Source organism: Actinomadura sp. NPDC047616, assembly GCF_040642915.1.
In the GTDB taxonomy this organism is placed as follows: domain Bacteria; phylum Actinomycetota; class Actinomycetes; order Streptosporangiales; family Streptosporangiaceae; genus Spirillospora; species Spirillospora miaoliensis.
In genome coordinates this window covers 1-26,002 of record NZ_JBEYTB010000002.1, presented here as the reverse complement: position 1 = coordinate 26,002, position 26,002 = coordinate 1, and the positions used below count along the sequence as shown (strand labels likewise).

The window sequence follows — 26,002 nt, the reverse complement described above, 5'->3', positions numbered from 1 at the left end:
AGTGTTATTTAAGGCGATAAAACAGTGATTGTCTGATTGGTAACGAGCCCGGCGGTGATCCGGTGACAGTCCGCCATTGACACCAAGCGGAGGAAATGTTCGCTCCGCACCCTCGGGCGGACGCCCGTCGTGGCCGGATATGTCGCCGTGCACGGCCCCGCGACGCGGCGGGTGCCATTCGTCCAAGACGCCGCGCCCGCCGCGCCCCTAACCTCCGTGTCGCCTACCCGACCTGGGAAGACACAAAGTCACCGGGGAACAAGGAGACGACCATGGCGCGATCGCCGCTGCTGGACATTGCGTTCGGCTTCATGCCCGCGCAGATCATCTACACGGCCGTCGAGCTGCGTCTGGCCGACGCGCTCGCCGACGGCCCCCGCACCGCCGGGGAACTCGCCGAGCGGACCGGCGCGCACGCGCCGTCGCTGCTGCGGCTGCTCCGCGCGCTCACCGTGCTCGGCGCCGTACGGCAGACGGAACCGGACCGCTTCGCGCTGACGGACGAGGGCCGGCGGCTGCGCGGCGACGCCCCCGACTCCATCCGGGGCCTGGTCGGCCTGTTCTGCGCTCCGGAGGTGTGGCGGTCCTGGGGGGAGCTGACCGAGACCGTGCGCACCGGCGAGTACGCCTGGGAGCGGGTGACCGGCGGGACCCCCTTCGAGTACTTCGCACGCAACCCCGAACTGTCGGCGACGTTCAACGCGGCCATGGCCGAGGGCACGCGCGACGTCGCCCCCGCCGTCGTCAAGGCGCACGACTTCGGCCGCTACCGCACGATCGCCGACCTCGGCGGCGGTGACGGCACGCTGCTGGCCGAGATCATGAGCGCCGTGCCCGGCCTCAGAGGAGTGCTGTTCGACCTGCCCGCGGCGTTGGAACGAGCCGGGCGGACCCTGGACGAGGCAGGCGTCGCCGACCGTTGCGAGGTGGTCCCGGGCGACTTCTTCGAGGCCGTCCCCGAGGGCGCCGACGCCTACCTCCTCAAGAGCGTGATCCACGACTGGGACGACGAGAAGGCCGCCGACGTCCTGCGCACCTGCCGCGCCGCGATGACGCCCGGCGCGCGCGTGCTGATCGTGGAGCCGGTCCTGCCGCCCCTGGTCACGCCCGAGTTCCGCGGGGCGCTCATGAGCGACGTGAACATGCTCGTCGCCACCGGTGGCCGGGAACGCACCGAGGCCGAGTTCCGCGACCTGCTCGCCGCGGCCGGGCTGCGGCCGGTGTCGGTGTCCGACCGGCTGGAGCCCACCACCTACCGGATCATCGAGGCGGCTCCCGTCGAGGCGGCGCCGCGGCCATGAGGGTCAGGTGCGGGTCCAGTCGGGCTGGATGAGGCCGGCGACCCGCACCTCCCGCCCCAGCAGCACCACCTCGCGGAACTGCCAGAGCATCGCCCCGGTCGGCGCGTGCACGACCCAGTCGGGCCCCAGGCGCATCTGGAGCAGGCGCCCGCCGTCCAGTTGGGGGACCCAGCGGGGGGTGTCGTCCGCGGCCAGCCTCCGCAACGTCACCAGGTGGATCGAGTGCACCTCGTCCGGGTCGGGTCGCAGGGGGCCTGGGGAGTCCAACGCCACGACAACGGGCGTGATGGCGAACCCGGACGTGGCCGGGAAGTCGTCCAGCCTGCCTAGGACGTCCTCAGGCTCCGCTTCCAGGCCGACCTCCTCGCGCAGCTCCCGCAACGCCGCCTCGACCGGGGTCTCGCCCGCGTCCACACCTCCTCCCGGCAGGCCCCACTGACCCGCGTTCCGCCCCCGGTAGGCGCGCCTGATGAGCACCACCGACAGAGCGCCGTCGTGCTCCAGCACGCACACCACCACCCCGGCGCGCCGCAGCCCGGGGGAGTCGGGGACCGTCGTGTGGGAGAAGCCCCGCAGCCGTGGCGCGGCGCTCTCCCGGAAGGCCGTCAGGTCGCCGAGTGGATCGCTCATGTCCCGATCGTGCCAGGCGACTCGTGCCGGGCGACAGGCCGGATGATAGGCCGGGCGACAGGGCGGGCGCCGCCGTGATCGTGTCGCATTCCTCCAAGAAAACGTCGGTGCCGCCGTCTAACGTGGTGACGCCTGTTCGGAAGGAGACCTCGATGACGATGCGCACGCTGATGGTGCCCGCCGCCGAGGCGGCCGCCCGCGTCATGCGGGCCGTGCCCGCCGACCGGCTGGACGCGCCGACGCCCTGCCCGGACTGGGACGTCCGGGCGCTGGTCAACCACATGATCTTCTGGAGCGGACGGGCCGAGGGCGCCGCGCACAAGCTGCCGCCCCCCGCCGAGCCCGGCCCGGACCACGACTTCACCGCCGACGGCGACTGGGCCGAGATGTACGCCGCTCACGTCCACAAGGCCGCCGAGGCGTGGTCGGAACCGGCCGCGTGGGAGGGCACGACCAACCTCACCGGCCAGGGCGACATGCCCGCGACGTTCGTCGGTGGCATCGTGTTCGTCGAGTGCGTGCTGCACGGCTGGGACCTGGCCGCCGCCACCGGGCAGCGCACCGCCTTCCGCGACGACGTGGTCCGCGCCGCCTACGAGCACATCGAGCGCACGGCGGACACCGGCCGCAAGTACGGGGCGTTCGGCCCGGAGGTCGCGGTCCCCGGCACGGCCCCGCTGTTCGACCGGCTGCTCGGCCTGACCGGACGCGATCCGCACTGGGAACCGCGGCGGTCGTAACGGCGGGCTGTGCTCGAGTCGGCGGCGCGCCGCGGCCCCACTAGGCTTGGAGGCATGTCTTCCGCCTCTTCGATCCGTGTTCGTTTCGCACCGTCGCCCACCGGCATGTTCCACGTGGGCGGGGCCCGCTCCGCACTGTTCAACTGGGTGATGGCCAAACAGTCGGGCGGGACGCTGGTGCTGCGGATCGAGGACACCGACGCCTCCCGCAACAAGCCCGAGTGGACCGAGGGCATCATCCGCGCCCTGGCCTGGCTGGGCATCGACGGCGAGGAGTACGAGGGCCCCTACTTCCAGTCCGCCAACGCCGACAGGCACCGCGAGGCGGCCACCCGGCTGCGCGAGCAGGGCCGGGCGTACTACTGCGACTGCACCCGCGAGGACGTCGTCGCCCGCGCCGACGGCCAGTCCCGGGGCTACGACGGGTACTGCCGCGACCGCGGACTGGAGCCGGGGCCGGGACGGGCGCTGCGGTTCCGCACGCCCGACGAGGGCCAGACCGCCGTCGTCGACCTGCTGCGCGGCAAGCCCGAGTTCGACAACGCCGTGCTGGAGGACTTCGTCATCGCCCGCGGCGACGGGTCGGTGACGTTCCTGCTGGCCAACGCCGTCGACGACATCAGCCAGGGCATCACCCACGTGGTGCGCGGTGAGGAGCACCTGCCCAACGCCCCCAAGCAGCAGCTGCTGTGGGAGGCGCTGGGCGCCGAGCCGCCGGTGTGGGCGCACGTCCCGGTGATCGTCAACGAGAAGCGGCAGAAGCTGTCCAAGCGGCGCGACAAGGTCGCCCTGGAGGACTACCGCGCCGAGGGCTACCTGGCCGAGGCGATGCGCAACTACCTGATGCTGCTGGGCTGGGCGCCGTCGGGCGACCGCGAGATCGTCCCCTGGGACGAGATCGTCGAGGAGTTCCGGATCGAGGACGTCAACACCTCCCCGGCGTTCTTCGACGTCAAGAAGCTGCGCGCGTTCAACGGCGAGTACATCCGCGCGCTGTCGGCCGACGAGTTCGCCGCCGCGTGCCTGCCGTTCCTGGAGGACGCCCCGTTCGAGGTCGACCCGGCGGTGTTCGCCGAGCTCGCGCCGCTGGCCCAGACCCGGGTGGGGGTCCTGGCGGAGATCGTGCCCATGGTCGACTTCGCGTTCCTGGACGAGCCGGCGTTCGACGAGGCGTCCTGGACCAAGGCGATGAAGAAGGGCCCGGCCGCCGAGATCCTGGCCGCCGCCGAGGAGGCCTACCGCGACGCGCCCTGGGAGACCGACGAGCTCAAGACCCGCCTGGAGCAGGTCGGCGCGGCGCACGGCCTCAAGCTCGGCAAGGCGCAGGCGCCCGTCCGCGTCGCCGTCACCGGTCGCACCGTGGGCCTGCCGCTGTTCGAGTCCCTGGAGATCCTCGGCCGCGAGCGCACCCTCGCCCGCATCGCCGCCGCCCGCGCCCGCCTCGCCGCCGAGTCCGGCTCGTAGCCCCGGCGCCCGGCGTCCCGGCGGGAGGGCCCAGCCCGCCCGCCGGTCGCGCATGCCTGCCCCATGGCATCACGACCGCAGCCGCCGCCGTGATCTCCTGTCGGGTCAGCGGAAGGTGATCGAGCCCGGGTAGTGGCCGGACGCGCAGACGAAGTTGAGCCGTCCGGCCCTGGGGGCGCCCAGGTCGACACGGGTGTCGCCGTTGACGGGCAGCACGATGTCCACGTCGCGGGAGGGGATGGTGAAGGCGCGGGTGTGACCGCGCGTGTCGGCGGTGCGCAGGACGAGCACGGTGGGCACCCCGGCGCGTGCCGCCACCACGGCGGGGCGGTAGCCGCGGTCGAGCGCCCATATGGTGACGATCTGCCTGCCGGAGGCGTCCACGTGCACCGCTGACGCGTCCGCCACGGCCGTGTCACCGCCCCCGCCCGCGGGCATCCAGCCGCCCAGGCGCAGCCCGGACAGCAGCGTCCAGCCCGCGACGGCCAGCAGCGCCACCGCCACCAGGGGCGTCAGGCGCCCGCGCAGGCGGCCGAGCGCGACGCCCACCAGGCCGAACACCGGCGCGCCGCCGATCACGAACCCGGCCATCACGGCGGCGCCGCCGACGGGGGAGCGGGACGCGACCGCCATCAGCTCGGCCGACAGGGTCAGGCCGCAGGGCAGCAGCACGGTGGCCGCCCCCAGCGCCGCAGGCCGCCATCGCGACCCGCCTCCAGGGCGCCGCGTCGACGGCGCGGACCCGTCCGGCCGCGCGGCGGTGCCCGGGGAGCCCGCGGCGTGACAGGACGGCCTGTCCACCTCGGCGGACGCGGCGCCGGCCGCAGGGGCGTGGCACGTGTCGCCGTGACGGGGGAGGAGGCGCCGTACCGGGCGGACTCCGAGCAGGTCGAGGGCGAACAGCAGCAGCGCCACCGCCGCCAGGGCCAGCAGGGCGCCGCGTACGCGGGGGCCGGGCTGGACCGCGCCGCCGACCATGCCCAGGACGGCCCCCAGACAGGTGTGGGCGCCGAGCCGGGCGGTCAGGAACGCGGCCACGGGCCCGGACGGCCGTTCGGTGTCGCGTATCGCACCCGTCAGCAGGCCGAGCTGCACGGCCGCGCAGGTGGTGACGCCCGCCAGCAGGCCGGTGGCGGCGCCGGCGGCGAAGAGCGCGGGAGCGTCCATGGGCATCTCCTCCCGCAGCCGTACCGTCCCCGGCACCGGCCGTCGCCAAGCCTGGCCCGGAGGGCACCTGTCAGTGGCGGGAAGGACAGGAAACGCGCGCCACCGCCGCGGAGCCCAGTGTCCGCCCGGGGATCGGCCCAGGAAAGGCCTGGTGGGCGGCCTAGGGAGCGGTCTCCCCGGGGGCGTCGAGGACGGAGCGCAGATCGGCGAAACGGCGTTCGAGTTCGGTGAACTCGGCCCGCATGTTCTGCGGCAGGCGCTTGCCCACGACCTCCAGCTGGTCCTGGACGGCCGTGAGCCGTCCGGCGAGGCCCTCGCGACGGGCCCGCAGCAGGTCGGCCTGGTCGCGCAGCATCGCGGCCTGCTCGCGCAGCAACGCCGTCTGCTCGCGCAGCTGCTTGTTCTTGTTGTGCAGCTCCACGAACACCGACACCTTGGCGCGCAGCACCCACGGGTCGAACGGCTTGGAGATGAAGTCCACCGCCCCGGCGGCGTAGCCGCGGAAGGCGTAGTCGGGGTCGCTGTCGACGGCGGTGAGGAAGATGATCGGCACGTCGCGGGTCTTCTTGCGGCGCTTGATGTCGCGGGCGGTCTCGAAGCCGTCCATGCCGGGCATCACCACGTCCAGCAGGATCACCGCGTACTCGTCGGTCAGCAGCGCCTTGAGCGCCTCCTCGCCGGAGCGGGCCCGCACCAGGTCCTGGTCGAGGGAGCTGAGGATGGCCTCGAGCGCGATCAGGTTCTCCTCGCGGTCGTCCACGAGCAGGATCTTCGCCTTGTCGTCCACGCGTGGCCTCTCTCCTCGATCCGATCCCCCGGCCGGGCCGCGGCGCCCCGGTCACGGCGCCGGCCGCCGGCGCGTGCCCCGCCCCGCCGCGCCCGGCCGCCGCCCCGATCATCCCACGGGTCCCCGCGCCCCTCAGCGGACATGTTCTCGAACGGGTCAGCGAACCACCGACGGCTGCAGCCAGCGCCGCATCACGTCCAGCAGCCGGTCGACGTCCACGGGCTTGGGAACGTAGTCCGAGGCGCCCGCGGCCAGGCTCTTCTCCCGGTCGCCCTTCATCACCTTCGCCGTGATCACGATGATCGGCAGTTCGGCGAACTGCGGCATCTCCCGGATCGCGGCGGTGGTGGCGTAGCCGTCCAGTCCGGGCATCATCACGTCCATCAGCACCAGCGCCACGTCCGGGTTGCGGTGCAGCAGGTCGATGCCCGCCTGCCCGTCCTCGGCGTACAGCACCTCCATGCCGTAGCCCTCCAGGACGCTGGTCAGCGCGAACACGTTGCGCACGTCGTCGTCGACGATCAGCACCTTGCGGCCCGACAGCGCGGTGTCCAGGAAGTCGGCGGGCGGCTCGGGCAGCACCCCGTTCAGCGGGCCCTCGTCGCCGGCGCTCTCACGGGCGGGGACGTCGTCGCCGCGGCCGGACGGCACGGCCTCCAGCGGCGCTGACGCGGCGGACGGCGCGGCCGCTCCCGCCGCCTGGACGGTGCGGACGGCCGGTGCCGCCGCGCCCTGCTCCTCGGGCGCGGGCCGCCGCCGGTCGTCCTGCGCGGGGAACTGGACGGGCAGGTAGAGGGTGAACACGCTGCCGCGGCCCACCTCGCTCTCCACGTGGATCTCCCCGCCCAGCAGCCGGGCGATGTTGCGGCTGATCGACAGGCCCAGCCCGGTGCCGCCGTAGCGGCGGCTGGTGGTGCCGTCGGCCTGCTGGAACGCCTCGAAGATCGCCTGCAGCTTGTCCTGGCTCACCCCGATCCCGGTGTCGATCACGCGGAACGCCAGCACGTCGGGAGTGTTCCACAGCGCCGGGACGGTGAAGTCCATGTCGCCGGCCCGTTCCACGCGCAGCCGCACCTCGCCCTCGGCGGTGAACTTCACCGCGTTGGACAGCAGGTTGCGCAGCACCTGCTGCAGCCGCTGCTCGTCGGTGTACAGCGTCGCCGGGACGTCCGGGGCGATCTCCACGCCGAACCGCAGGCCCTTGTCCTGCGACAGCGGGCGGAACGTCGCCTCGACGTAGTCGACCAGCGCGGACACGCCGAGCTCCTGCAGGTGCACCTCCATCTTCCCGGCCTCGACCTTGGCCAGGTCCAGGATGTCGTTGATCAGCTCCAGCAGGTCGGTGCCGGAGTCGTGGATGGTGCGGGCGAACTCGACCTGCTTGTCGGTCAGGTTCCCCTCGGCGTTCTCGGTCAGCAGCTTGGCCAGCACCAGCAGGCTGTTGAGCGGGGTGCGCAGCTCGTGCGACATGTTCGCCAGGAACTCCGACTTGTACCGCGAGGAGATCGCCAGCTGCTCGGCGCGTTCCTCCAGGGTCCGCCGGGCCTGCTCGATCTGGTAGTTCTGGATCTCGATCGCGCGGTTCTGCTGGGCCAGCAGCGCCGCCTTCTCCTCCAGCTCGGTGTTGGAGTGGCGCAGCTCGCCCTGCTGGCGCTGCAGCTCGTCGGACCGTTCCTGGAGCTCCTGCGCCAGCCGCTGGGACTCGGCCAGCAGCGCCTCGGTGCGGGTGTTGGCGCGGATGGCGTTCAGCGTCACCCCGATCGTCTCGATCAGCTGGTCGAAGAACGCCAGGTGCACGTCGGTGAACCGGCCGAACGAGGCCAGCTCGATCGCGCCGAGCACGGTGTCCTCGAACACGATCGGCAGCACGATGATGTTGACCGGGGCGGCCTCGCCCAGCCCCGTGCCGATCTTGACGTAGCCGGGCGGCGCGTCGGTGAGCAGCACCGTGCGGCGCTCCCGCGCGGCCTGCCCGACCAGGCCCTCGCCGTTGGCGAACCGCACCGTGCCGATCCGGTCGCGGCGGATCCCGTACCCGGCGATCAGCACCAGCCCGGCGTCGTCGGCGTCCGCGCCGTCCGGCCGGTCCTCGGGGTCCTCGGCCAGGTAGAACGCGCCGTACTGGGCGCTGGCGGTCGGGGTCAGCTCACTCATGATCAGCTCGGCGACCTGCATGAGGTCGCGGTGGCCCTGCATGAGCCCGCCGATGCGCGCCAGGTTGGTCTTCAGCCAGTCCTGCTCCTGGTTGGCGCGGGTGGTCTCGCGCAGCGTGGCGACCATCAGGTTGACGTTGTCCTTGAGCTCGGCCACCTCGCCGCGCGCCTCCACGGTGATGGAGCGGGTCAGGTCGCCGCGCGCCACCGCCCGGGCCACCTCGCCGATCGCCCGCACCTGCGTGGTCAGGTTGCTGGCCAGCTCGTTGACGCTCTCGGTGAGCCGCTTCCAGGTGCCCGACACGCCCTCGACCTCGGCCTGCCCGCCCAGGCGGCCCTCCGTGCCGACCTCCCGGGCGACCCGGGTCACCTCGGAGGCGAACGACGACAGCGTGTCGACCATGGTGTTCAGCGTGGTCTTCAGCTCCAGGAGCTCGCCCTGGGCGTCGACGTCGATGCGGCGGGTCAGGTCGCCGTGCGCCACCGCCGTGGCGACCTGCGCGATGTTGCGGACCTGGGTGGTCAGGTTGGACGCCATCCCGTTGACGTTGTCGGTCAGGTCCTTCCACATGCCGCCCGCGCCCGGCACGATCGCCTGGCCGCCCAGGCGGCCCTCCGTACCGACCTCGCGCGCGACGCGGGTGACCTCGTCGGCGAACGCCGACAGGATGTCGACCATCGTGTTGATGGTCTCCTTGAGCTGCAGGATCTCGCCCTGCGCGTCCACGGTGATCTTGCGGGTGAGGTCGCCCTGCGCGACGGCGGTGGTCACCTGCGCGATGTTGCGCACCTGCGTGGTCAGGTTCCCGGCCATCGAGTTGACGTTGTCGGTGAGGTCCTTCCAGACCCCGCTGACCCCGTGCACCCGCGCCTGGCCGCCCAGGCGGCCCTCGGTGCCGACCTCGCGGGCGACCCGGGTCACCTCGTCGGCGAACGCCGACAGCGTGTCCACCATCGTGTTGACGGTGTCCTTGACCTCGAGGATCTCGCCCTGCGCGTCGACGGTGATCTTCTTGGTCAGGTCGCCCTGCGCGACGGCCGTCGTCACCTGGGCGATGTTGCGGACCTGGTACGTCAGGTTGGACGCCATGCCGTTGACGTTCGCCGTCAGGTCCTTCCACACGCCGCTCACGCCCGGCACCCGGGCCTGGCCGCCCAGCCGTCCCTCGGTGCCGACCTCGCGGGCGACGCGGGTGACCTCGTCGGCGAACGCCGACAGGGTGTCGACCATCTGGTTGACCGTCAGCTTGAGCTGCAGGATCTCGCCCTGCGCGTCCACCGTGATCTTCTTGCCCAGGTCGCCCTCGGCCACCGCCGTGGTGACCTGGGCGATGTTGCGCACCTGCGAGGTCAGGTTGTTGGCCATGGCGTTGACGTTGTCGGTCAGGTCCTTCCAGACCCCGCTGACGCCCCGCACGTTGGCCTGCCCGCCCAGCTGCCCCTCGGTGCCGACCTCGCGGGCCACCCGGGTCACCTCGTCGGCGAACGCCGACAGCTGGTCGACCATGGTGTTCACGGTGAGCTTCAGCTCCTGCAGCTCACCGGTGGCCTCCACCGTGACCTTGCGGGTCAGGTCGCCCTTGGCGACCGCCGTGGTCACCTCGGCGATGTCACGGACCTGCGAGGTCAGCCGGTCGGCCATCAGGTTCACCGCCGCGGTGACGTCCCGCCAGCGGCCGGTCATGCCGCGCGCCGAGGCCTTGCCGCCCAGCCGTCCCTCGGTGCCGACCTCCCGGGCGAACTGGGTGACCTCCCAGGTGAACTGGTCCAGCAGCTCCACCATCGAGTTGGCCGACCGGGCCATGCGCAGCAGCTCCCCGCGCATCGGGCGCCCGCCGACCCGCAGCTCCACGCGCTGGTTCAGGTCGCCCGCCGCCACCGCCTCCACCACCTTGTGGATGCCGGTGGCCAGGTCGGTGAGCTTGTCGATGATCGCGTTGGCGTCCTCGACCGCGCTGCCCCAGGTGCCCTTGAGCGCCCCGGGCCGCAGCCGCCCGCGCAGCTGCCCCTCCCGGCCGATCTCGCGCCGCACCCGCGACAGGCCGGAGGCGATGTGCTCGCCGTTCTCGCGGATCTCCTCCAGGATCGCCGCGGCCTGCGCCACGGCGCCCTCACCCGGCACGTCCAGCTCGTTGCGGAGCTTGCCGTCCCGCACCGCCGCCAGCGCTTTCAGCAGGGGTGCCAGGTCGGCGTCGCTGTAGCGCGGGGTGGTGTCGTGAGACCCGTTGCGATGGCTCAGCGAACGGGGAGCGGTTCGGGGCATGCTGTTTCATCCTCCTGGCCCGCGATATGGGTACCCGGGAACGACGGACACCTTCTGGCGTGGCCGCACCTGTACTTTACGTTCCGCACCGCCGGTATCGCCGCCAAGAACGCACGGCCAGGCGCGGATCGGGCCCGGTAGCCGGTCCGGACAGGGGTATGACACGACGCGGCGGGGGCTGCCTCGTAGTCTTCGTGTTACGGTCTGTCGTGTTGTGGCGGCCTGGCCGCTTCCGTCCGCCGGGCCGGGATATGTCCCGGAAGTCCCCCCGCTCCCCGGCGGCCCGGGTGCCGCGGCCGGGCCCCGCCGTCGGGACCGCCGGTCCGGATCCCGCCGGTGGCGGGACCTCTCCTGGCCGGACGGCGAACCCGTCTGTCACGATAGCCGGGCCCCGTGAAAGCTCGAAGTGAGGAACGACTGTTGGATCGGCAGACGGCGGCGGCGCACACGGCGCGACCGGCCTCGGCGCAGACGGTGTCGGCCACCTTCCCCTGTGCCGCCACGTCCGTGGCGGAGGCCCGGCGGTTCGTCCGCCGGGTGCTGACCGGCTGGCACATGGACCAGGCCGTCGACGACGCCGTGCTCGCCACCAGTGAGCTGGCCACCAACGCCGTCGCCTACGCGGGCACCTCGTTCGAGGTGGTCTGCCATCTCACCGACGGCGAGATCCAGATCGAGGTACGCGACCGCCACCCCACCCGCGTCATCGAGATGCCCGGCATGGAGGCCTCCAGCGGCCGTGGCCTGCCGTCGATCGCGGCCCTGTCGGCGTCCTGGGGCGTCACCTACGACCGGCGCAGCAAGGGCGTGTGGTTCCGCCTGCCCCGCGCCGGCGACGAGACCGACACCGGCCCCGACCCCGAGGACGCCGCCACCACGACCGCTGCGACGGCCGGCACCGCCGAGCCGTCCGGCGGCATCGGCGTCCGCGACGACGCCGGCGTCCGCCCCGGAGGCCGGGCCGCCGCGCGCCCCGGCGCACGTCCCGGCGGGCGGGGCGCCGCCCGGTCCGGCGCCGCACGCCCCTCCGGGCGCCTCGGCGGCGACGCCGCGCGCGACGAGAACGACCCCGCCGCCATGGCCGTGGCCAGCGACCGGCTGTTGCGCTCGCCCTCGGCCAAGGAGTCGCTGCAGGAGGCCGTCGGCACCGTCCGCGACGTGCTGGACGCCGACGGCGCCGCCGTCCTGCTCGCCGAACGCGACGGGCGGCTGGTGCTGGGCGCCGCGTCCGGCCTGCCCACCGAGGCCCCGGTGGAGGAGCTGTCGGTGGTCGGCCTGGGCCCCGGCGCCCGCGGCGGCGCCCCCTGGGTGGCCGCCGACGAGACCGACCCGGTCGCCGCCGCCCTGCGCGCCCGCTCCCTGGCCGCCGCGCCGCTGCTGTCCCAGGGCCGCCTGACCGGCCTGGTCGTCGCCGTGGCGTCCGCCCCCGGCCGGTTCGCCGAGGGCGACGCCGCCCGCCTCGGCCGGCTCGCCGAGGAGATGTCGCTGTCGCTGGAGAAGGCCCGCATCGGCGAGCTGGAACGCTCGTGGCGCGGCTGGCTCAGCTTCGTCGCCGAGGCCAGCGACCTGCTCGCCGGCACCCTCGACCAGGAACGCACCATGGCGCTGGTCGCCCAGCTGGTCGTGCCGCGGCTGGCCACCTGGTGCGCCGTCTACACCGTCGCCGACACCGACGGCGACCGCGACCGCCTCGCCTACGTCTGGCACGCCGACGAGACCCACGCCGACGGGCTGCGCGAGCTGCTCGCCCACGCCGACCTCGCCCCGCCGATGGACGCCCCCGGCCCCTGGAGCGGTTTCGGCGCCGCCCCGAGGGAGGTCCGCGCCGCCGCCGGAAGCACCGCCCACGACCAGGCGTACGCGTTCCCGCTGATCGCCCGGGGCCGCCGCATCGGCACCATCGTGATCGGCCGCCCGCCCGGCGAGCGCTTCCCGCGCAGCGCCATCGAGCTGGCCGAGGAGCTCAGCCGCCGCGCGGCCCTGGCCATCGACAACGCCCGCCTCTACTCGGCCCAGACCGCCATGAGCAGCGCCCTGCAGCGCAGCCTGCTGCCGCCCGGCGTCCCGGAGATCCCGGGCCTGGAGGTCGCCGTGGTGTACGAGCCGGCGGGCGAGGGCAGCGAGGTCGGCGGCGACTTCTACGACGTGTTCGAATGCCCCGAGCCGTCCGCCGGGCCCGCCGCCGCCCACCGCTGGCGCTTCGCCATCGGCGACGTGTGCGGCACCGGCCCGCAGGCCGCCGCCGTCACCGGCCTGGCCCGGCACGCCCTGCGCATCCTGGCCGCCGAGGACATGTCCGTGCCCGACGTGCTGGCCCGCCTCAACCGGCTGATCCTCGGCGAGGGCGAACGCGGCCGCCTGCTGACCCTGCTGCACGGCGAGATCACCCCGCGGCCCCGCCGGGACGGCGTGTCGATCACCCTGACCAGTGCCGGCCATCCGCCGCCGCTGATCCTGGACCCGGACGGCACCGTCCGCGAGGCCGCCGGCCCGCAGCCGCTGCTGGGCGTGTTCGACGGCGTCGAGTTCCACACCGACACCATCGGCCTGCGGCGCGGGCAGGTGCTGCTGTGCGTGACCGACGGCGTCACCGAGCGGCGCTCCGGCGCCCGGCTGCTGGGCGACGGACAGGGCCTGGAACGGCTGCTGTCGGGCTGCACCGGCCTGAGCGCCGGCGCCGTCGCCGCCCGCATCCAGCGGGCCGTGCGCGACTTCGGGCCCGAGCCGTCCAACGACGACGTCGCGCTCATCGTCCTGCGGGCGTCATGAGCCGTCCGGCCAAGGGCGCCCCCGCGGTGGCGTCATCAGCACTCGCAATCGGTAAGGTGGGGTGACGTGGGGCTGGCCTTGCATACGACGCGACACGACGGCCGCGCGACGATCGCCGCGCGTGGCTCCATCGACCTGCACTCCTCCGAGGAACTCAGAGAACGGCTCACCGAGCTGGTCGACGCGGGGGAGCGGGAAGTCGTGGTCGACCTCACCGCCGTCGACTTCTGCGACTCCTCCGGCCTGAACGTGCTCGTGCGCGCCTACAAGCACGCCCGCGCCCAGAACGCCACCCTGATGGTGACGGGCGCCTACGGGCGCGTCGAGAACGTGCTGCGCACCACCGGGCTCGACCGCTTCCTGATGGCGGGCGCCACGGGCGGCGGCGAGGGCTCCGAGGGCCGGGCGTGATGCGCGGCGACGACGACACAGACACATGGACCCCCGCCCCGTGGACCCCCGACCCATGGACCCTCGCCCCGTGGACGCCCGACCGGCGGCCGACCCCGCGAACCCCCCGGCGGCCACCGCGATGACCGAGACGACGCTGCGCGCCGCCCCCCAGACCGAGGCCGTCGAGTACGCCCGCCGCCTCGCCACCCGCACCATGCGCACCTGGGCCCTCATGGACCGCGAGGAACTGGTCACCGCGATCGTCGCCGAACTGGTCGCCAACGCCGTCCGGCACGCCGGCACCGCCCTCGAACTGCGCCTGCAGCGCGACGAGAACCGGGTCCGGGTGGAGGTCCGCGACCGCGCCACGCAGATGCCGCGCCTGACCGTCCCCGGCCCGCTGGACGAGTCGCACCGGGGCCTGTTCATCGTCGACCGCTTCGCCACCGCCTGGGGCGCCGAGCCCGTGTCCGGCGGCAAGGTCGTCTGGGCCGAGGTCGCCATCTGACCCCGGCCCCCGCGCGCCCGGCTAGCCCGTCGGCGTGACCCGGAGGGTCACTGGGTCTCCCGGTACAGCTCGGCGACCATGAACGCCAGGTCGAGGGACTGGCCGCGGTTGAGCCGCGGGTCGCAGGCCGTCTCGTACCGCTGGTGCAGGTCGTCCTCGACGATCTCGTGGCCGCCGCCCACGCACTCGGTGACGTCGTCGCCGGTGAACTCGATGTGGATGCCGCCGGGGTGGGTGCCGAGCGCCCGGTGCACCTCGAAGAACCCGGTGACCTCGTCCAGCACGTCGTCGAACCGGCGGGTCTTGTGCCCGCTGGGCGCCTCGAAGGTGTTGCCGTGCATCGGGTCGCAGATCCAGGCCACCGGGGACCCGCTGCCGTGCACCTTCTCGATCAGCGGCGGCAGCGCGTCGCGGATCTTCTCGGCGCCCATCCGGGTGATGAACGTCAGCCTGCCCGGCTCGCCCTCGGGGTTGAGCCGCTCCATCAGGGCCAGCGCGTCGTCGGCGGTGGTCGTCGGGCCCAGCTTCACCCCGATCGGGTTGCGGATGTGCCGCAGGAACTCCACGTGGGCGCCGTCGAGCTGCCGGGTCCGCTCACCGATCCACACCATGTGCGCCGACACGTCGTAGGGGCGCCCGCTGCGGCTGTCGATACGGGTCAGCGCCCGCTCGTACTCCAGCAGCAGCGCCTCGTGGCTGGAGTAGAACTCCACGCCGTGGAACTCCTCGGGATCGGCCCCGCACGCCTTCATGAACGCCAGCGCCCGGTCGATCTCACCGGCGAGCCGCTCGTACCGGCGCCCGGCCGGGCTGCCCGCCACGAAGTCCTGGTTCCAGGCGTGCACCTGCCGCAGGTCGGCGTACCCGCCCGTGGTGAACGCCCGGCACAGGTTCAGCGTGACGGCCGAGCAGTAGTAGGCCTGCAGCAGCCGCCGGGGGTCGTTGCGCCGCGCCTGCGGGGTGAACTCGAAGCCGTTGACGGCGTCTCCCCGGTAGGCGGGCAGCTCCACCCCGTCGCGCACCTCGGCCGGCTTGGACCGCGGCTTGGCGAACTGCCCGGCCATCCGTCCGATCTTCACCACCGGCACCCGGCCGGCGTAGGTGAGCACGACGGCCATCTGCAGCAGGGTCTTGAGCTTGTTTCGGACGGCGTCGGCCGTGGAACCCGAGAAGGTCTCGGCGCAGTCGCCGCCCTGCAGGACGAACGCCTCGCCCCGGGCGACCGCCGCCAGGCTCTCCTTGAGCTGATCGCACTCGCCCGCGAACACCAGCGGCGGCTGCTTGGCCAGCTCCTCGACCACCGTGCGCAGCTCGGCCTCGTCGTCCCATTCGGGCTGTTGCAGTGCCGGGAGGGCGCGCCAGGCGTCGAGCTCCCCCGTGACGCTAGATGTACTCACGGGCATCAAGGCTATGGCACTCCGGCAGGCCCGGCATGACGTCCACGACGTAGAAAACCGGAAAACTTCCGGACGCCGCCCAAGCCGCGGCCTTGCGGGAGGGTAAAAAACGGAAGATCGTCCCGGCCGGGCGGACGTGGAGCCCACCGGAGAGCGGTCCGCCCGGCCGTCGCGTTCACACCGCGTTACGGGATGTCACGCCGCCTTGCTGCCGGCGGTGGCCGCGCGGACGGCCGCCGCGGCGACCTTGCGCTCCGGCACGCCCTGCGGGGCCGGCGTCGCCGCGGCCTGGACGGCCGCCGCACGCGCGGGCCCGCGCTGCCCGGTCAGGTCCGCCTCGACGGCCATCTGCCGCAGCCGCCGCAGGGACCGGTCGGTGATCTGCCGCACCCGGTTGTGGCTCAGGCCGTACCGGGCGCCGATCTGCGCGTACGACAGCGGCTGGCCGTTGTCCATGCCGAACCGGGCCCGCAGGATCGCCGACTCGCGCTCGGGCAGCCGCTCCAGCAGGCGGCCCAGGCCCTCGGTCTCGTCCAGCGCCAGGATCTCGGCCTCCGGCGTCACCCCGTCGGGATCCTCCAGCAGGTCGCCCATGGCGGTCTCGCCCGCGTCGTCGACCGTGGCGTCCAGGCTGGCGGGATCGCGGCGCCAGCTCAGCAGCTCGTCGACGTGCTCGGGCTCGGCACCCACGGCCTCGGCCAGCTCCTCGCGCGTGGGATCGCGGCCCAGGTCGCGGCCCAGCTGGCGCTCGGCCCGCCGCAGCCGCGACAGCTCCTCCTCCACGTGCACCGGCAGCCGGATCGTCCGGGCGGTGTGGCTGAGGCCACGCCCGATGGCCTGCCGGATCCACCAGGTCGCGTACGTGGAGAACTTGAAGCCGCGCCGGTAGTCGAACTTCTCCACCGCGCGCATCAGCCCCAGGTTGCCCTCCTGGATGAGGTCGATGAGGGGCAGCGCGTCGGTGGGGTACTTGCGGGCGATCGAGACCACCAGGCGCAGGTTGGCCTCGACGAAGCGCTGCTTGGCGCGCAGCCCGGCCTCGACGAGTTCCTGCAGCTCCTCGCGGGTGGTCCCGTCGGGGATCGGGCCCTCCTCCAGGAGCTGTTCGGCGTACAGGCCCCCCTCGATCGCCTTGGCCAGGTCGACCTCCTCCTCCGCGTCCAGCAGGGGGGTTCGGCCGATCCGGTCGAGGTACGCCCCGACGAGGTCCTTGTCGAGGGCGTCGATCCTGTCGCCCTTGCTACGGGTTGCAGCCATCCTGACCCTTCTCCGGTGCGATCTCCCTAGAAGGAGAACGCCAATTACCGCTCTGTGATTCCCACGTCGGGAATACTGCGGGGCTGTCCACCGCTACCCAGGCTGATACCCCGACCGAGGAGAAACCGACATGGCGACGGTCACACTGACCGCTGACAACTTCGACGACGTGGCCCAGAGCGACGGGATCGTGCTGGTCGACTTCTGGGCGGCCTGGTGCGGCCCGTGCCGGCGCTTCGCCCCGGTCTTCGAGAAGGCCGCCGAGAAGCACTCCGACATCGTGTTCGGCAAGGTCGACACCGAGGACCAGCCCGAGCTGTCGGAGCGCTTCGGCATCAGCTCGATCCCCACCCTCATGGCGATCCGCGACGGCGTGATCGTGTTCGCCGAGCCCGGCGCCCTGCCGGACGCGGTGCTGGAGAACGTGATCGAGCAGGTCCGCGGCCTGGACATGGAGGACGTGCGGCGTCGCCTGAAGTCCTGACGGACCTCACGGCCCGGGCCCTGCCCAGGGCCTGGTGAGGTTCGTGTACGCCTTGGGTTCGGGTTCGGTGGCGCGGACTGGACGGATCCGCTCGGCGGGAGTCGGATGGAGGCACGACCGTCCGGCGACCGTCAGGGAGGAGAGCCGGTGATGCCCGCGCCACTGCTGCCCCGGCCTCGGATGCTGCCCTGGCCTCGGGCGGTGCTGCGCCGGGTCGCCCGGTACGGCCCGCTCGCCCGTCTCCTTCAGGCCGGCCGTCCCATACGGGCTGAGGACTACGTCCAGGACGGCCGGTACATCATCCGTGCCGACCTGCCCGGCGTCGACCCGTCCCGGGACGTCCGCGTGTCCGTACACGACCGCACCCTGGAGATCAGGGCCGTCCGGCGGGCCGACCTGAGGAACCGGAACCACACCGAGATCCCCTACGGTCTGCTGCGCAGGGTCGTGACGCTGCCCCACGGCGCCGACGGCGACACCCTCACGACCCACTACGCCGACGGCGTCCTGGAGATCGCCCTCGCCGTCCCCGGCAACCGGCCGCGCCGCTGACCCGGCGCCCCTGGGCGTGGTAGACCATGGACACGTGTTGGCTGATGTGGTCGAACGTCTGGCGTGCCCGATATGCGGGGAACCGCTGCTCCTCGAAGACAAGGCGCTGCGCTGCGCACGAGGACACGCGTTCGACATCGCCCGCCAGGGCTATGCGAATCTGCTGCCCGGCAACGCCCGCCCCGGCACCGCCGACACCCCCGAGATGGTGGGCGCACGCGAGGACTTCCTGGCCACCGGCCATTTCGCCCCCATGGCGGACGCCCTCACCGAGATCGTGACCACCGGACCCGAGACCGGATGCGTCCTCGACGCGGGCGCCGGCACGGGCTACTACCTGAGCGCGGTGCTGAAGCCGCTGGAGCACGCGGTGGGCATCGCGCTGGACCTCTCCAAGTACGCCGCCCGGCGCGCGGCCCGCGCCCATCCGCGGATCGGAGCCGTGGTCGCCGACCTGTGGCGCCCCCTGCCGGTCCGCACCGACTCGGTGGACGCGATCGTCAACGTCTTCGCGCCCCGCAACGCCGCGGAGTTCCAGAGGGTGCTGCGCCCCGGCGGCCTCCTGATCACCGTCACCCCCTCGCCCCGGCATCTCGGCCCCCTCGTCGAAGCCCTCGGCCTGGTGACGGTGGACGAGCAGAAGAACGAACGCGTCGACTCCACGCTCGGCGAGCACTTCACCCTGGAGGCACGGCGCACTCTGGAGTACCAGGCGACCCTCGACCACACGGAGACCGAAGCACTCGTCGGCATGGGCCCCAGCGCCCATCACGTCCCCGCCGACGAACTCCGACGCCGCCTGACCGCCCTCCCCGCGCCGGTCACCACCCCACTCTCCTTCGTGATCTCCACCTTCCGTTCCACCCCGTAGCAGCCTGCACCCCGCACGCGCAGCCCTTCGGCCAGGCTGCTCACGGAAATCCGCGGCAGCGCGGATGGATGCGGGTTCCGCATCGTCGCCGGGGGAGGACCCCAGCGAGCCACTATCGCGGCGACGCCCTCCGGGCCGAGTCAGCATCGGCGGCCCTGAAGAAAGGAGCGAGCGTCTTGCCATGGCTGGCGCCTGGCGCAGCAGGCCAGCCGGATAGGCCGGTTGCTGCCGGGTGCCGGTCATGGCGCCGCTGAGGACGCGGGGCGTGCGTCGGCCAGTGACCGTGCGCGCAAGACCGGGCGTGCGCCGTCACTCGGGCGCCAGCGGGGCGGCGCGCTGCGGCCGTGCAGAGTACGCGACGGGCTTCGGGGCGAAGAACGTTGGGTCGCGTATGGCCGGTGGGGGCGACGCCCCTGTCAGATGCGAGCGGCCGGCCGGGCCCCTGCGGAAGGCGACGACGGGCATCGGCGATCGGCTTTCCACAGAGGCGACCTCACACGCCCATCACCCGCGCGACGGCGGGCGCCGAGCCGGGCGGACGCACCTCATGTTCGCGGGCATGTCTGGTAGGTCGTGCGCCATCGTCCTGGCCGCGAAGCCGACAACGCCTGGGCCCCGGGGGTCAGGAGTCGCGTTGGTCGAGCCAGTTGAGGATCACGCGCATGCCGTCATGCCAGTGCTGTTCGAGGATGGTGGCGGCGGTGGACGGGTCGCCTGTGGCCAGAGCGTCGACGATCTCCACGTGCTGGCGGTCGGCGTCCTCCCGGGAACGGGCCTCGCGCATGTAGGTCAACTCGTAGCGGGAGACGTTGGTCCGGAGGCGCCTGACGAAGGTCATCAGGTGGCCGTTGCCCGACGCCGCCACCAGCGCGCCGTGGGCTTCGGTGTCGAGGCGCCAGCGCCGGACCGGGTCCGTGCAGCGTGCCAGCTCCCCGAAGGTCTCCCGGAGGGCGTCCAGCGTGGCGGGATCCGGGGGACGCGCCGTGCGCACGGCGAGGGCTTCCAACGAGCCGAGGATCGGGTACAGCTCGACGACCTCCCGGCGGACCAGGGGCCGGACCGTGAAGCCGCGGGCCAGCGAGGACGACAGGACTCCCTCGGCCTCCAGCCGCAGCAGGGCCTCACGCACGGGAGTACGGGAGACGTCGAGCGCGCGGCTCAGGGACGCCTCGGTGAGCGCGGCGCCCGGCGGATAGTGCCCGTTGAGGATGAGGTCCACGATGCGGGCGTAGACCGCCTCGCGGAGCGGTTCGGGCCGGGGGATGGGTTGCTGCGCTGGCTCTGCCGGGATCATTGACGATAGGGGCTTTCCTCGCGGTGCCGGCGCTCGAACTCCGAGCGCATGCAGAGCGTATCCAGCGCGGGCATCCGGTCCACGGCGAGGATCCCGTCCAGATGGTCGATCTCATGCTGGAGGAGTTCGGCGAGTTCTCCCTCGGCGCGCATGGCGTGGTGCTCTCCGTCGCGGGACTGCCACGAGACGTCGATCCACGTTGAGCGCTCGGCACGGCCGAAGAACTCGACGGAGAAGCTGAGGCAGGTGTCCCAGGGCTGCCAGGTCTCGGCGGAGCGGTTCGTGATCCGGGGGTTCACCAGCACCCACGGCTCGTCGATGGACATGTAGACGAGCCGGACGGGCGCGCCGATCTGGGGTGCTGCGATGCCGCGTCCGTACGTGGTGCGCCGCACCCAGTCCGCGAGGGTGTCGGCCAGGTCGCCGACGAGGCCGTCGAGCTCCGGCGACTTCGGGTCGATCTCCCGGGCGGGTGTCCGGAGCGCCGGGTCGCCGAGTTGAAGCGTCGGTCTGATCGTCATTCGCCTATCGTATACGATACGCAAATGACCGATCTGTCGCTCGGCAACATCGAAGAGGCCGCTCGCCTCATCGACCCCACGTTCTTGAACACGCCGCAGTTCGTCGACGCCGCCCTGTCCCGCCGCCTCGGCGGCGACACCCTGGTCAAGGTGGAAACGCTGAACCCCATCCGGTCGTTCAAGGGCCGCGGAGCGGACTACTACCTGCGGCGGGTGCCCGGCGGCCGGACGGTGGTCTGCGCGTCGGCCGGCAATTTCGGGCAGGCCATCGCGTACGCGGGCGGTGCGCGCGGGGTGGAGGTCGTCGTGTTCGCGGCGACGAGCGCGAACCCCGCCAAGGTCGCGCGCATGCGGGAACTCGGCGCCGAGGTGATCCTGACCGGTGACGACTTCGACGCCGCGAAGGTCGCCGCCCGCGCCTATGCCGCCGAGGATCCCGCACGGCTGTTCGTCGAGGACGGTGACGAGGCGAGCATCGCCGAGGGCGCCGGCACGATCGGAGTCGAGCTGGCGCCACTGGGCGTCGGGACGTTGCTGGTGCCGGTCGGGAACGGCGCGCTCATCGCCGGCGTCGGCCGCTGGCTGAAGGAGGTCTCGCCGGGCACGAAGATCATCGGCGTCTGCGCGGCCGGGGCGCCCGCGATGGCCGACAGCTGGCGGCAGGGCCGGCCGGTCGCCTCCTCCTCACCCCGGACGGCGGCCGACGGCATCGCCGTGCGCGAGCCCGTCCCCATCGCCGTGGACCGGATGCTGAACTGTGTGGACGCTGTCGTGCTGGTTGACGAGGAGCACATCCGCCGGGCCGTCCGTGTGGTGCGGGACACGCTCGGCCTGCTCGTGGAGCCGGCCGGCGCCGCCGGGATCGCCGCCGCCCTCCAGCACGGGATCTCCGGGGACGGACTGGCGACGATCATCACCGGCGCCAACCTCGCTCCCGACCTCCGCGCCGAGCTCACCGGCACCGGCGGCCGCGCGGATTGACCCGCCACCACCCTCGCCGAGCCCCATCGGCGAACGTTTGTGAGGGGTGTTTCGAGGCCGCGGACCGGCAAGAGGCACGGCGGTCTGCCGAGGAACTGCCCGGCCGAACGGCCCCTCAACAGCGGCCGACACCGCTGGGTGCAGCGATCGGCCTCGGCTGCCGGAGCGACCGGCGAGACCGCTCCCCAGCCTCGCCAGCCACGATGCCCCCGACAGCTCACGCCGTCCGAGCGCCTGCCCGGCCGCCCGCGATGCCGGGTTCGTCCCCGCCCGTGCCCCTTTTGCGGGCGCCTGCGGTGTGCTGGTGGGCGCGCACGATCGTGGAGTCCACCCCCGCTGCGAAACCGGCCGTGGCTCTCTTCACCAGGCACCAGCGGGGACCGGAACGCCTCGCCCTCGATTTCGGGGTGACGCACCGGGGCGGCGGTGAACTCGGCGACGTGCCTGTCGCGCAGCGTCAGGTGGGAGCCGGTGAAGCCTGCTGGGTATGGGCTGGTCCGCACCTGCACGCGCGGCGAACGGCACCTGTCATTCCATCATCTCCCCCCCGCATGGCGCCGTCGTGCTGCCACTGGCCGCCCGCCGCTCGGCCGCGAGCGCGGCCGCATGCGGCGGTTGTGGGTGACGACGACCACGTCACGGTGCCTCGGAAGTCCGACAACGCCTCATCGATCATCGGCCCCGTCCTGGGCGCCGTCTGTCTCGCGGGCGAGTAAAGGCGCAGTGCGCATCGTGTCAGCGAGAGGAAAGCGAAAGGTCGCCGTGTCCTGTTTCACTCAGGTGCGAGGCAGCCCTGTGTGGCACTGGGATCTCGACAAGGAGTTCGGTATGCGAGTGGTGAACGGTATTCGCCGTGCGATCGTAGGCGGTGCGGTGGGAGCGTCCATGTTGATCGCCGGGCAGACGGCCGCGCTCGCCGACGCCCCGGCGACCGCGGAGCCGAGCTGGTGCCAGTTCTGGGAAGTCAACGTGACGATCGAGCCGGGCGGCGCGGCGACCGGGCATCGGTATGCCGACATGCTCATCCACAACGACTCAGACAACGACTGCAGCGTCAGCACGAAGGTGGGCTTGAGGCTGCTCGACGCCGAAGGAAACCAGCTCCCCACTCGTGTCGTCTATCCGTCCGAGACTCCGGAACCGGTGACGCTGGAGCCGTTCGAGACGGCTGTCATCCCCATGGAATGGGTCGTCGTTCCCACCGGTGACGAGCCCGATGACGGTCGGTGCCAGCCCGAGCCGGCGGCGGTGGACGTCGACCTCCCGGGAAATGCCGAGCCCCAGCCGGAGTGGAACGTGGTCGAGTGGACCTTCGGTCCGGTCTGCAACAAGGGAACCCTCAAGCTGTCGCCAATCAAGGTCAAGGCGTGAATCAGCGACCCTGCTTGTCCCCCGGCGATTCCGCGGTGGAATGGGAGCGGAGCAGCAGGTGTCGTCGCCACTCAAGGCGAAACATAGCTGAGCGCCTGGTCGCTGAGGGGGGAAACGGGCATGCGCGAGTCGTTGCGCGTGCCCGCTTTCCGTGTGCGGTCGCCTGGTGGATATGGAGCCGGGCGGTCTTGGCCCATCCGCAATCCCGGTGCGTCAACCTGAGCGCCCCGGGCCAGGCCGGCCGAACAATCTGATCCGACCTCGCAACAGCCCTAATAATGCTTCGCCACGTTTCTGATCTCGGTGACGATGGTGGTTTGTGAGGTCTGCCGAGGCGCCGCGGTCCGGTCGCGGTTAGAGGAGTACACCGCCGGAGTGTTCGCGGGGTCTCCGCAGCCGGACCAGCGCGCACGGGCGAGTCGTATGCGCGGGGCTGTTGCTGGACGCGCGCCGCAAGTCGATGCAGCCGATGGCGGAGCGGCTTGGCGTCGATCATCAGCGGCTGCAGCAGGTCCTGACGTCCTCGACCTGGGATTTGGCTGCGGTACGGCGTCGGTCGGCGGCGATGATCGACCAGGTGGACGCTCCGGCGGGTGAGTAGTCGATGACACCGTTGAAGCGGCCGGGCAGGTCGCGGGTGAACTTCTTGGCGGCGGCCTTGGCGGCCTCGAAGCGGGTGGGGGTGACGTCGCGGGCCATCATCGACAGGGAGTCGTCGACGGCGACCATGACGGTGGCGCGGTCGCGGGGATCTTGACACCGGTGGGCGGGCGAAGCCGGCTTCGCCCAGGTACGGATCCTCGTCTCTAGGGCGGCCCGGCAGTACGCGGGCACGCTGGGCAAGGTCGGTGACTGCCAGGTCAGGGTGAGCATGCGCGCGGTCACTGCCGCCTCGGCCGCGTTCACTGGCGCGCCCGCCGACTCGGATGACGCGCGCGGATGAGCCCGTTCCCGACGGCGCCGATGCCGGGCAACACTGAACGGCGCCAGAGGGCGGGTGCTTTGACTGCGCCTGCCGTCTGCGCGTCCTCGGAGCGTTGGGACGGCACCTGAGCGGGGGCGGAGGGGTCGGTGCCCGTGTCCCGCGCCACCAGGAACCCCGCAATGGCCAGCAACCACGCCGTGGCGGTTGCACCCTGTCGTCGATCCAGGCGTCGACCCGACGCAGCACCGGCTCCACCCGCGACACGGCGACGACCCGCATGAGCAGCAGGGCCAGGTGCCGGCCTCGTGCGGCGGTCGTACAGGGCTGTGCTGCTTCCACTTGTGCTGACTCGCGTGTGAGTGATCAGACGTGAGGTGGCCGTGCACTTCTGGCCGGTGGAGTCGAACGCGCCGAGTGCGGCCTGCTCGGCGACGCGTTTACAGGTCCGCGTCGGCGAGGACGGTCGAGGCCGGGCGCTGCGGTCATGAAACGGGCCGCGAATGACGGGTTCCTGCTTCCTCGGCCGCAGCCGGTGTGGGGCAAGCGGTGGCGACGCAGCTGCGGGAGACCTGAACAGCAGCCCGAAGCCGTCGTCCACAGGCCATTGCTGCAGTAGCGGAGTAGCTGGCAGCGGGTGGTCGGCGCGGTGATGCCCAGGGCCAGGGCCGTCAGGAAGACCGGCGCGGAGGCGGCGATCATCGACTTTCGCGCGGGGGTCATGCGACATCGCTCAGTCCGCTGTCGCTGCTCTGGGTTGTCATGACTGCGTTGAAGTCCGGCTCGGCGATCAGCTTGTCGGTTGCCTCGTTGACGCGGCCTTCGGCGTCGGCAAGCAGCGCGCCGTCCTGCTGCGCCTCGTCGAGCGGGCGGTGTCGGTGCGGGGCCCGCTCGCCGCAGGGCCCTCCGGCGGCGGCCCCGTCTACAGCCAGCACGGTCACCGCCGCCACCAGCCAGACCACCCGGCAACGCCGCCATCGCCGTTGCGTTCAAAGCTCGCGACGGCCGGCCCTCCGATCTGACCGTCGCGACGCCGCCTCGCACTGCACCGACGCTTTTGACCAGGACCCTGTGCCACCCGCTCCCCGCCCCTCCGTCGAGTTCGGCAGGCGCGAGGCCGGCTCAGCGATCGTCGGCCATCCCGGAGCGGACGCGAAGTCGTTCACCGGCTCCACCACGGTGAGACACACCGTCATCGCCCGGCGCGGAAGCTGGCAAACGCGTCCAGACAGAGATGGGCGATGTCTTCCCACCGCGTCGTCACGACGACGGCTGGACTCTCTGCTGCAGAGGCCGCAGCGCTCGATCAGATCGTTCAATCCTGAAAACTGGCTGACCAGCGCAAACTCGCAACGCCTCGGCAAGTGGAACGAAACGGCAGACGTGAACGCCGGTGATCGACGCATACGGACGGCTATGACGCCGCCGACCATGCCCTCCCACGCCTTGTCGCTGTCATGGGCTCCGCAGGCGGCACCCTCATGCGGACGTGCCCTGGACCACTGAGATGCCGGCGTCCCCCGGCCGCCTCGATTTGACTGCCTCGATCTTGCCTGCCTAAAGTCTTCCGCACCTGAGGGATGCGGGACGCCGCGAGGCGGACGGCCCCGGGGACCAGATCTGGAGACGGCTCCGAGCGGCGCTCGGTGTGCTGTAGACTGATCTGGTCAGCCCGAGCGGGGTGCTGGACGCCGGTGAGGCGGCCGACCCGGTGGGCAACCTCCACGAGTCGAAGTTGAGCCGATCAAGGCTCTTGTTCGATTTGTGGGACTCCTGGTCTGGACATCCATTGTCGAATTGACCCAGAAGCGGTCAGTTTGACAGGAGGAAAAGGCCAGGTAAATTAGAAGAGTCGCCCCGGGGGCGGGAAACGCGAAAGCGGGAACCACGCGGTGGGTGTCCGTTTCTTGAGAACTCAACAGCGTGTTAAAAGCCAGTGCCTTTAGTTGGCTGGACGTGAGTGTCCGGCCACCCCCGTTGCCCTGGTCCGTGAGGATTCGGGGTGGGGATTTCTTTGAGGCAGGCAGTCTTTCGGGATTGCATTGCCGGGATTTTCTCTGAGGTTTGGCCCGTCCGTGTGGTGGGTCGTTGGACCTTGATGGAGAGTTTGATCCTGGCTCAGGACGAACGCTGGCGGCGTGCTTAACACATGCAAGTCGAGCGGAAAGGCCCCTTCG

General features: G+C 72.1%; 21 protein-coding genes, 1 rRNA gene and 2 pseudogenes. 13 read left to right on the top strand and 11 right to left on the bottom strand.

All coding sequences use genetic code 11. From position 1 onward, the window contains the following. Nucleotides 1–272 precede the first annotated feature (272 nt). Complete coding sequence (locus ABZ801_RS04595; protein ID WP_360692787.1) at nt 273–1,301, top strand: methyltransferase; 1,029 nt, start codon at nt 273–275, stop codon at nt 1,299–1,301. A gap of 3 nt (nt 1,302–1,304) precedes the next feature. Here the strand turns inward: ABZ801_RS04595 and ABZ801_RS04590 are convergent, their stop codons facing one another. Beyond that, nucleotides 1,305–1,931, bottom strand: coding sequence for a CoA pyrophosphatase (locus ABZ801_RS04590; protein ID WP_360692784.1), 627 nt, complete (start codon nt 1,929–1,931; stop codon nt 1,305–1,307). Nucleotides 1,932–2,083: 152 nt separating this feature from the next. Here ABZ801_RS04590 and ABZ801_RS04585 point away from each other — a divergent pair, with 152 nt between their 5' ends. Both ABZ801_RS04585 and gltX read left to right on the top strand, forming a co-directional pair. Next, entirely contained in the window at nt 2,084–2,671 is a 588-nt protein-coding gene (locus ABZ801_RS04585; RefSeq protein WP_360692781.1) for a TIGR03086 family metal-binding protein, read from the top strand. Nucleotides 2,672–2,725: 54 nt separating this feature from the next. Then, on the top strand, nt 2,726–4,135 hold the full coding sequence (gene gltX / locus ABZ801_RS04580) for a glutamate--tRNA ligase (protein WP_360692778.1): 1,410 nt from the start codon (nt 2,726–2,728) through the stop codon (nt 4,133–4,135). A gap of 105 nt (nt 4,136–4,240) precedes the next feature. Here the strand turns inward: gltX and ABZ801_RS04575 are convergent, their stop codons facing one another. From ABZ801_RS04575 to ABZ801_RS04565, 3 genes are all read right to left on the bottom strand, one after another. Further along, complete coding sequence (locus ABZ801_RS04575) at nt 4,241–5,302, bottom strand: sulfite exporter TauE/SafE family protein (protein WP_360692775.1); 1,062 nt, start codon at nt 5,300–5,302, stop codon at nt 4,241–4,243. A 160-nt stretch (nt 5,303–5,462) separates the two neighbouring features. Next, nucleotides 5,463–6,089 (bottom strand): response regulator, encoded by a 627-nt coding sequence (locus ABZ801_RS04570; protein WP_344950640.1) that lies wholly within the window; start codon nt 6,087–6,089, stop codon nt 5,463–5,465. A gap of 156 nt (nt 6,090–6,245) precedes the next feature. Next, the gene (locus tag ABZ801_RS04565) at nt 6,246–10,505 is read right to left on the bottom strand and encodes a HAMP domain-containing protein (protein WP_360692771.1); all 4,260 of its coding nucleotides are present in this window, start codon (nt 10,503–10,505) and stop codon (nt 6,246–6,248) included. A gap of 420 nt (nt 10,506–10,925) precedes the next feature. On the opposite strand from ABZ801_RS04565, the gene ABZ801_RS04560 reads away from it, so the two are divergent. From ABZ801_RS04560 to ABZ801_RS04550, 3 genes are all read left to right on the top strand, one after another. Further along, on the top strand, nt 10,926–13,274 hold the full coding sequence (locus ABZ801_RS04560) for a SpoIIE family protein phosphatase (RefSeq protein ID WP_360692767.1): 2,349 nt from the start codon (nt 10,926–10,928) through the stop codon (nt 13,272–13,274). Between the two features lie 66 nt (nt 13,275–13,340). Continuing rightward, a complete protein-coding gene (locus tag ABZ801_RS04555) occupies nt 13,341–13,685 on the top strand; it encodes an STAS domain-containing protein (protein WP_360692764.1) in 345 nt (114 codons plus the stop codon). A gap of 70 nt (nt 13,686–13,755) precedes the next feature. Beyond that, nucleotides 13,756–14,175 (top strand): ATP-binding protein, encoded by a 420-nt coding sequence (locus ABZ801_RS04550; RefSeq protein WP_360692761.1) that lies wholly within the window; start codon nt 13,756–13,758, stop codon nt 14,173–14,175. A 47-nt stretch (nt 14,176–14,222) separates the two neighbouring features. On the opposite strand, the gene ABZ801_RS04545 is transcribed toward ABZ801_RS04550, so the two are convergent. Together ABZ801_RS04545 and ABZ801_RS04540 are read right to left on the bottom strand one after the other, a co-directional pair. Continuing rightward, complete coding sequence (locus tag ABZ801_RS04545; RefSeq protein WP_360692758.1) at nt 14,223–15,578, bottom strand: class II 3-deoxy-7-phosphoheptulonate synthase; 1,356 nt, start codon at nt 15,576–15,578, stop codon at nt 14,223–14,225. Nucleotides 15,579–15,767: 189 nt separating this feature from the next. Beyond that, entirely contained in the window at nt 15,768–16,829 is a 1,062-nt protein-coding gene (locus ABZ801_RS04540) for a sigma-70 family RNA polymerase sigma factor (protein WP_360692754.1), read from the bottom strand. 130 nt (nt 16,830–16,959) lie between these two features. Here ABZ801_RS04540 and trxA point away from each other — a divergent pair, with 130 nt between their 5' ends. The 3 genes from trxA (at nt 16,960) to ABZ801_RS04525 (ending at nt 18,736) form a co-directional block, all read left to right on the top strand. Further along, nucleotides 16,960–17,313 carry a thioredoxin gene (gene trxA / locus ABZ801_RS04535; protein WP_344950622.1) on the top strand — a complete coding sequence of 118 codons (354 nt, stop codon included), beginning with the start codon at nt 16,960–16,962 and terminating at the stop codon, nt 17,311–17,313. A gap of 150 nt (nt 17,314–17,463) precedes the next feature. Continuing rightward, entirely contained in the window at nt 17,464–17,865 is a 402-nt protein-coding gene (locus ABZ801_RS04530; RefSeq protein ID WP_360692751.1) for an Hsp20/alpha crystallin family protein, read from the top strand. Nucleotides 17,866–17,899: 34 nt separating this feature from the next. Continuing rightward, complete coding sequence (locus ABZ801_RS04525) at nt 17,900–18,736, top strand: putative RNA methyltransferase (RefSeq protein WP_360692748.1); 837 nt, start codon at nt 17,900–17,902, stop codon at nt 18,734–18,736. 622 nt (nt 18,737–19,358) lie between these two features. On the opposite strand, the gene ABZ801_RS04520 is transcribed toward ABZ801_RS04525, so the two are convergent. Together ABZ801_RS04520 and ABZ801_RS04515 are read right to left on the bottom strand one after the other, a co-directional pair. Further along, nucleotides 19,359–20,030: a GntR family transcriptional regulator gene (locus tag ABZ801_RS04520; RefSeq protein WP_360692745.1), complete on the bottom strand. Its 672-nt coding sequence runs from the start codon at nt 20,028–20,030 to the stop codon at nt 19,359–19,361. Further along, entirely contained in the window at nt 20,027–20,551 is a 525-nt protein-coding gene (locus tag ABZ801_RS04515; RefSeq protein WP_360692742.1) for a peptide deformylase, read from the bottom strand. The genes ABZ801_RS04520 and ABZ801_RS04515 overlap by 4 nt, the downstream gene beginning before the upstream one ends. 24 nt (nt 20,552–20,575) lie before the next feature. Between ABZ801_RS04515 and ABZ801_RS04510 the strand changes: the two genes are divergently transcribed. Further along, a complete protein-coding gene (locus ABZ801_RS04510; RefSeq protein WP_360692739.1) occupies nt 20,576–21,532 on the top strand; it encodes a pyridoxal-phosphate dependent enzyme in 957 nt (318 codons plus the stop codon). 235 nt (nt 21,533–21,767) lie between these two features. Here ABZ801_RS04510 and ABZ801_RS04505 read toward each other — a convergent pair. Continuing rightward, a pseudogene (locus ABZ801_RS04505) lies at nt 21,768–21,863 on the bottom strand (IS5/IS1182 family transposase); the annotation flags it as partial. Between the two features lie 497 nt (nt 21,864–22,360). Between ABZ801_RS04505 and ABZ801_RS04500 the strand changes: the two are divergent. Continuing rightward, nucleotides 22,361–22,903, top strand: coding sequence for a DUF4232 domain-containing protein (locus tag ABZ801_RS04500; RefSeq protein ID WP_360692736.1), 543 nt, complete (start codon nt 22,361–22,363; stop codon nt 22,901–22,903). 436 nt (nt 22,904–23,339) lie between these two features. Beyond that, nucleotides 23,340–23,423 (top strand): annotated as a pseudogene (locus ABZ801_RS04495) (hypothetical protein); the annotation flags it as partial. On the opposite strand, the gene ABZ801_RS04490 reads toward ABZ801_RS04495, so the two are convergent. Then, entirely contained in the window at nt 23,399–23,632 is a 234-nt protein-coding gene (locus ABZ801_RS04490; RefSeq protein WP_360692733.1) for a VWA domain-containing protein, read from the bottom strand. The pseudogene ABZ801_RS04495 and the gene ABZ801_RS04490 sit on opposite strands and share 25 nt — an antisense overlap. Nucleotides 23,633–24,544: 912 nt before the next feature. Beyond that, a complete protein-coding gene (locus ABZ801_RS04485; RefSeq protein WP_360692730.1) occupies nt 24,545–24,787 on the bottom strand; it encodes a hypothetical protein in 243 nt (80 codons plus the stop codon). A gap of 1,133 nt (nt 24,788–25,920) precedes the next feature. Here ABZ801_RS04485 and ABZ801_RS04480 point away from each other — a divergent pair. Beyond that, a 16S ribosomal RNA gene (locus ABZ801_RS04480) occupies nt 25,921–26,002 on the top strand; the annotation flags it as partial.

Coding starts and splice junctions, on each gene's coding strand:
- ABZ801_RS04515 (WP_360692742.1), bottom strand. CDS start 20,551: ATGACGATCAGACCGACGCTTCAACTCGGCGACCCGGCGCTCCGGACA.
- ABZ801_RS04575 (WP_360692775.1), bottom strand. CDS start 5,302: ATGGACGCTCCCGCGCTCTTCGCCGCCGGCGCCGCCACCGGCCTGCTG.
- ABZ801_RS04500 (WP_360692736.1), top strand. CDS start 22,361: ATGCGAGTGGTGAACGGTATTCGCCGTGCGATCGTAGGCGGTGCGGTG.
- ABZ801_RS04565 (WP_360692771.1), bottom strand. CDS start 10,505: ATGCCCCGAACCGCTCCCCGTTCGCTGAGCCATCGCAACGGGTCTCAC.
- ABZ801_RS04490 (WP_360692733.1), bottom strand. CDS start 23,632: ATGGTCGCCGTCGACGACTCCCTGTCGATGATGGCCCGCGACGTCACC.
- trxA (WP_344950622.1), top strand. CDS start 16,960: ATGGCGACGGTCACACTGACCGCTGACAACTTCGACGACGTGGCCCAG.
- ABZ801_RS04510 (WP_360692739.1), top strand. CDS start 20,576: ATGACCGATCTGTCGCTCGGCAACATCGAAGAGGCCGCTCGCCTCATC.
- ABZ801_RS04585 (WP_360692781.1), top strand. CDS start 2,084: ATGACGATGCGCACGCTGATGGTGCCCGCCGCCGAGGCGGCCGCCCGC.
- gltX (WP_360692778.1), top strand. CDS start 2,726: ATGTCTTCCGCCTCTTCGATCCGTGTTCGTTTCGCACCGTCGCCCACC.
- ABZ801_RS04545 (WP_360692758.1), bottom strand. CDS start 15,578: ATGCCCGTGAGTACATCTAGCGTCACGGGGGAGCTCGACGCCTGGCGC.
- ABZ801_RS04530 (WP_360692751.1), top strand. CDS start 17,464: ATGCCCGCGCCACTGCTGCCCCGGCCTCGGATGCTGCCCTGGCCTCGG.
- ABZ801_RS04590 (WP_360692784.1), bottom strand. CDS start 1,931: ATGAGCGATCCACTCGGCGACCTGACGGCCTTCCGGGAGAGCGCCGCG.
- ABZ801_RS04540 (WP_360692754.1), bottom strand. CDS start 16,829: ATGGCTGCAACCCGTAGCAAGGGCGACAGGATCGACGCCCTCGACAAG.
- ABZ801_RS04595 (WP_360692787.1), top strand. CDS start 273: ATGGCGCGATCGCCGCTGCTGGACATTGCGTTCGGCTTCATGCCCGCG.
- ABZ801_RS04520 (WP_360692745.1), bottom strand. CDS start 20,030: ATGATCCCGGCAGAGCCAGCGCAGCAACCCATCCCCCGGCCCGAACCG.